Here is a 6,203-nt window from a genome sequence, read left to right as displayed (position 1 = left end):
AAAATTATAATACTTAAATCTATAAGGCATGTTTACTTTTTGAGGTCGTTTCTTTTTAGGCTTGTTTTTAGCTTTAATCTTATCCAGCTTAGCTCTCTTCTTCTCCTGGTTCAATTTAACCCTTTCTTCACGGGTTTTTTGCGAAAACTGCCTATTGCGAACATGAGGAGATTTATAAGAAGTTTTATGGTTTAACAACCTGCGACGACTATTGATTACCTTAATCATAATAAAACCTAAACTATTCTTATATAAAAATATATTGAATTAAAAAAATTAGTCGGATCGTTTATCTAAAGTATCTTGAATCTCATCAATTCTTTCCACTACTACACGTAAAGCTTGTTCTCCATTTCTAGTAGGGTTAATTCCTTGTTCTACCAATAATGCATCTCTTATATCTCTTAATCTGTCAATTGAATCAATTTTCATTATTGTACTATAAAACATGATTTAGTCTCCGAATCATAATAGAATTAATTTTAATTTTATTAGTTAATTGAAAAAATAAATATTTATTATTTGAGAACTTTGGTTCTAATAATATTAATTAAATATTTGATATTTCTAATATTAATATTTATTAGTTGGTTAAAATAAGTAATTAAAAAATGAAAATAAGAACTAAATTAAAAAAGGAAAAAAATAAACCAATTGCAAAAACAAAAAATAAAAAGAATTAAAAAAAGTAAAATAACTAAATTAAAAAAGGAAAAAAATAAACCAATTGCAAAAACTAAAATAAAAAAAGAAATAAAAAATTTATCTTAAAACAAGATAATTTTTAAATTAACTTGCTCCGCTTATGCCTATGCTTTTACCATTTACAGCATAATTTAGGAAATTATTTACCAATTGAGCCGCATTGGATCCATAAACATAGTTGGCCCCAACTTCTTCATTAATATAAAGTCCGGGATTTGCCAAACCTGTGAAATTTTCAGGACTGTAATCATCATCATGTGCCCTTTCAAGCCAATTCAAAGTAGCCAGATCCTTAGTTACGGGCGGAGAAAGGAAACCTAATACTATTTGATTATCATTATGGTCTAAATAGTATTGGAACCAGTTGGAAGCCTTATCTACAAACATTCCACTATCAACGCCTCCATAAATACTGAATACACACACATCTTCATAATTCATGACATCATTATTGTGTGTGTTAGGTCCGATTTTGGAATTGACAATGACTTTGTAGCCTTTAGCCCGAAGAAGAGAAGCCATATCATTCAACAACTTCAAATCCCTAGCCGTGTTGTAAATAAGATCTGAATCCAGAACAATGGTCTTTTTAGAGATCTTGAGTCCTGAACCTAGAATTACTTCCATATTAAATGTTTTGCTGGATGATTTATAATACTTATTTCCAGCATATTTGAGAGTCACATTATAGGAACCCTTTTTCAAGGAAATCTTTAAACTAGTCAGACCTTTGGAGTTTGTGATTTTATCATAGGTCTTGCCATTTACAGTAATTGAAACCTTCTGGTCTTTGATAGCCTTGTTTGAGGAATCTTTTAGGTAAACTCTCAAATAGGATCCTTTAAGGACTGTTTGAGTTTTTGGATAAACTTTGGTTGCCCTCTTTGTCACCTTGAGCTTGACATATTTATATGTATATGCATAATAGCTGTTTCCATAATAATACAGTCTGATTTTGTAAGTTCCCGGAGCCTTGATATAATAAGTTATTCTACCATTGGAATTTGTAGTGCGAGTGTATTTTTTGCTCCCTACTTTAATGGTAACTTTCTTATTTTTAATGGCTTTTCCTGCATTGTTCTTAAGATAAGCTTTGAAATAGCTGAGTGCTGAAATAGAAGAGCCCGCCTCGAAATATGCCTTGTTTTTTATGACTTTAAGAGTATATTTCTTATAGGCTTTGGAATATATGCTGTTTCCAGCATATTTTAATTTGACAACATACTTTCCACAAGGTTTTGAAATTTTCAATGAGACTCTGCCCTTTGAATTAGTAGTCTTGGAATACTTCTTGCTTCCTATTTTAATAGTGACCTTTTTTCCAGAGATGGCTTTTCCAGCACCATCCCTTAAATACACATACAGGTAATTCAGTCTCTGGACCTTCTTGCCGTATTTGAAACTAGGCTGATTTTTCACCACATTCAATGTAAATGCATTGCTTGAAGGAGAATAAATGCTGTTTCCAACATATGACAACTTTGCAGAGTATTTCCCAGGATCCAGTTTGATTTTAAAACCTGCTTTTCCATTGGAAGTCTTGGCAGTATATTTGCTGGAAGCAATATCAAGTGTTATATTCTCCCCATTTATTGGATTGCCATCTGCATCATTTAGATAAACATAAAGATAGTATCCATTCATTACCTTGGCACTTGATACTGTAAAGCTTGAAGCAATATTTAAAACATTCAGTGTGAACGTTTTATTAGACGGGGCATACAACTCATTTCCCAGGTAATACACAGAAATATCATAACTTCCAGGCAATAAGGATATCTGATAGCATGCTTTTCCTGTTGAATCGCTTATGAGAGTATGATTAGTGCCGTTAATTTCCAAGATTAGATTTTCACCAGCTAATGCGGCATCATTTGAACTTAAAATCAGTTCCAGATTCTTGCCATATACGATAGTGGAATTGACAATGGTCAACTGGCTTTGATTTAATTCATCATCATTATCTGAATTATCCGAAGAAGGATCCAAATCCCCTTCATCGGTTTCACTATCAGAATCTGTTTCTAAGAATTCCTCACAAATGCTGTCCTCATTATCCGCATGTTCTGATGAAGAATCACTGCTTTGTTCAAAAGAACAATCATTTGAACTTAATTGATTATTTAATAAATTTTGCAAGGAATTCACATTAGATGCATAATTCAAATTGTTTTCATCAATTGCAATATTGTTATCAGCATCATTTGCCGATACCGAAGAAATACTTAATATTGTGAATATCAACAACAATACCGGTATTGTCATTCTCTTCGTAATCTTAACACCTCCATTCATACAATTGACAAATATTTTAAAAAAATTAAAAGTGTTAATCATAATAAGTCTTTAATTTAGAAAATATTCCTATATATAAATTTATTTTTCAACATATATAAAGGTTAATGAATTTTAGGGCTTAAAATCCCAAAATAAGGCTAAAATGAGACTCTTTTAACTTTTTGCTTTTTTAAAATAAAGATTGGAAAATTGTTTATAATGTATAAAATTAATCATTATCCAACTTTTTTAAATATCATTTAAAAAGCGTTCATAAAAAATAAAGTCATGATATGGCATTTATTTATTTAAGAAAATAATGATATAAAATGATTTATAGAAAAAATAAGTCAAAATAATCCATTTTTGAAGCAAAAGAAGCGAATTAATGAAAAATAAAAAAATCATTGAAAAATATTGAAAAAAAATCAATGAATTCATAAAAAAAATTATAAAAAAGCAGAAAAAAATTAAAATATCCACTATAAATAAAATAGAAAAAATTAAAAATTTCATTAAAAACCATTAGAAAAAAAATAAAAAAAGAAATAGTAGCTAATAGCTACTTGAAAAAAATTTTATGCAATTATTCTGGTCATGTTAATGAAATTAGTCAATCCATACCTGAATAAGGCAATTCCATTAGCTCCTCCTTTTATTGCATTTGCCGCATCTTGGCTTAATGCAGATATGGACAGTTTAGTCAAATCATCATCGCTTTTGTAGGATTGAAGTCCTACCCATATCTTAGCATTTGAACCGACGGCTTTGACATAGCTTGCAGTTTGTGTTTTAATCCATGAACTGCTTTGACCATAATTTCCCTTGTAAAGCATAGGAACTATAACATCAACATATTGGGATAGCTTGGTAAGATTCTGTCCGTAATAATATGAATTGCTGTAGAGACTTTCACCCATCACAGAACAGGATACTACCATACTTGAATTTACTTGCTTTACAGATTCTGATACTTTCCTGGCCAATTCGCTAACAGCTTTTTCACCGTTTTTATATTTATATGCGGTACCAGGGAATCTGATATAATCCAAGTGAACACCTGAAACGCCTTTTATCTTTGCATATGATTCTGCATTCTTAGCAATTTTGTTTAATAATGTATTATTTACAGATCCATCGCTTAGTATTGGATTGATCCATTTCTTGTCATAGAACGCCTGCATCCATATATGTACTTTCATGCCATAGCTGTTTGCTTCATTCAGCCATGCATCGAAATCAGAGGATTCAACAGCAACATAGCTTATAAAGATATTCTTGATTCCATTGTTTTTAAGGGTCTTGAAATTCACTTCATTCTTCAAACTGTTCCAAAGCCATATGCATCCATTTGCAGACTTGTAAACTGAAGTTGATTTAACAACTTTCATGGTAAGGCTTTTGCTTTTTGCCTTGTAATACTTGCTGCCTGAATAGTATAATTTTACTTTATAACTGCCTGCTTTTAAGCTGACTTTTAATGAAACCCTGCCATTAGAATTAGTGGTTTTCACATATTTCTTGCCGTTAAGACAAATAGTGACTTTTTTATTCTTGAGGGCTTTACCATTTGCATCCTTAAGGTAGACATAGAGATATTTTCCTTTTACAACAGTAGTGTTTTTAACAGTGAATGCTGTAGCTTTCTTTACTACCTTGAAGGTATATGATTTTGAAACAGCTGAGTAAATCGCATTTCCTTTATAGTAAAGCTTTACCTTGTACTTTCCTGGGAGCTTTTTAACATAAACACGTGCTCTTCCATTGGAATCAGTAGTTCTAGTGTATTTAGTGCTACCTATCTTGATTGTGATCTTCTTGTTTGCAATTGGCTTGTAGGCGCCGTCCTTCAAATATACTGTTAAATAATTGAGTGTGGAAATCTTGGAATTATACTTGAAGTAAGGCTGATTTTTCACCACATTCAAATTAAATGATTTGCTTGCAGGAGCATGAATCTCATTTCCATCATAAGACAATTTCACAGCATATTTTTTTGGATCCAATTTAATTTTAAGGCCTGCTTTTCCATTAGAGGTTGTGATAGAGTACTTATTGCCTCCAATGTCTATTGTTACATTAACGCCATTTATAGGATTGCCCTTAGCATCCTTAAGATAAACATAAAGATAATATCCTTTCATTACTTCAGTAGCTGATACTGTAAATACTGGAGTAATTTTCAAGACATTGATTGTGAATGTTTTGCTGGATGGGGCATATTGATCATTTCCAAGATAATAGACGGTTATGTCATATGCACCTGGCACCAATGATATTTCACAAGCTGCTTTCCCACTTGAATCCGTAAGAGCTGTATGATTTGTGCCATTGATTTCAAAAGTTATGTTTTGATCGGCTAAAGAATTGTCATTGGAACTTAAGACAACCTCAAGATTCTGGCCATATATCACATTGGAGTTGACAACAGTCAAATCAGTGCTATTTAATTCTGTATTCTCATCCGGATTATCTATAGAAGGATCTGCACCTCCATCACCAGAACCGTCACCAGGAGAATCTGCACCTCCATCTCCAGAATCGTCACCGTCATCAATTTCATCATCACTGAATTGCTCACTAGCAACTTCAGTTTCTAAGATATCAGAATCCTGAGAACCGGATTCTAGATTATAAGAATCATCCAATGAAACTTCATCACTGGAAGTTAAACTATTTTCATCAATTGCAAGATTATTCTCGACATCATTAGCCGATACTGAAGAAATACTTAATATTGCAAATACCAATAACAATACGAGTATTGTCATTCTCTTCGTAATTTTAACACCTCCATTTATACAATTGACTAAAATTTAAAATTTTACAATAAACAAATATTTAAAAAATTTTTTCATAACTAATAGCTTAAAAAAAACTAAATTGTTATAGATTTTTAAAATATTTACATATATAATTTTATTTTTCAACATATATAAAGGTTAATGAATTTTAAGGCTTAAAATTCAAAAATAAGCACAAAATGAGACTTTTTTTACTTTTTGCTTTTTAAAAACAGAGATTGGAAATCTGCTTATAATGTTTTTGACCTCTCAAGACCAAACATTTTTTAAAATCATTATTGTGATATTCGTTAAAAGCAGATTTATCCTATGCATCCCTTTTATTCAATAAAACATCAAAATTGATTGATATTAAGAGAAAATAAGGTAAAATAACTTAGTTTTAAGAAAAATAAAGATTTTTAAGAAAAAATAAAA

Annotated in this window: 4 protein-coding genes; all 4 read right to left on the bottom strand. The window is 30.8% G+C overall.

All coding sequences use genetic code 11. The annotated features are described in order from the left end of the window. A partial coding sequence (locus Q4Q16_RS09150; RefSeq protein ID WP_303347422.1) for a hypothetical protein occupies nucleotides 1–228 on the bottom strand: 228 nt, incomplete at its 3' end. Nucleotides 229–276: 48 nt separating this feature from the next. Then, complete coding sequence (locus tag Q4Q16_RS09145; protein ID WP_303347421.1) at nucleotides 277–450, bottom strand: hypothetical protein; 174 nt, start codon at nucleotides 448–450, stop codon at nucleotides 277–279. Nucleotides 451–789: 339 nt separating this feature from the next. Further along, nucleotides 790–3,000 carry an Ig-like domain-containing protein gene (locus Q4Q16_RS09140; protein ID WP_303347420.1) on the bottom strand — a complete coding sequence of 737 codons (2,211 nt, stop codon included), beginning with the start codon at nucleotides 2,998–3,000 and terminating at the stop codon, nucleotides 790–792. Between the two features lie 560 nt (nucleotides 3,001–3,560). Continuing rightward, the gene (locus Q4Q16_RS09135; protein WP_303347419.1) at nucleotides 3,561–5,753 is read right to left on the bottom strand and encodes an Ig-like domain repeat protein; all 2,193 of its coding nucleotides are present in this window, start codon (nucleotides 5,751–5,753) and stop codon (nucleotides 3,561–3,563) included. Nucleotides 5,754–6,203: the final 450 nt, after the last annotated feature.

Source organism: Methanobrevibacter sp. (assembly GCF_030539875.1).
In the GTDB taxonomy this organism is placed as follows: domain Archaea; phylum Methanobacteriota; class Methanobacteria; order Methanobacteriales; family Methanobacteriaceae; genus Methanocatella.
This window is presented reverse-complemented; position numbering and strand designations above follow the sequence as displayed.

What these genes read in the sequence shown, in the direction of transcription:
- Q4Q16_RS09140 (WP_303347420.1), bottom strand. Translation starts at nt 3,000, where the DNA reads ATGAATGGAGGTGTTAAGATTACGAAGAGAATGACAATACCGGTATTG.
- Q4Q16_RS09145 (WP_303347421.1), bottom strand. Translation starts at nt 450, where the DNA reads ATGTTTTATAGTACAATAATGAAAATTGATTCAATTGACAGATTAAGA.
- Q4Q16_RS09135 (WP_303347419.1), bottom strand. Translation starts at nt 5,753, where the DNA reads ATGACAATACTCGTATTGTTATTGGTATTTGCAATATTAAGTATTTCT.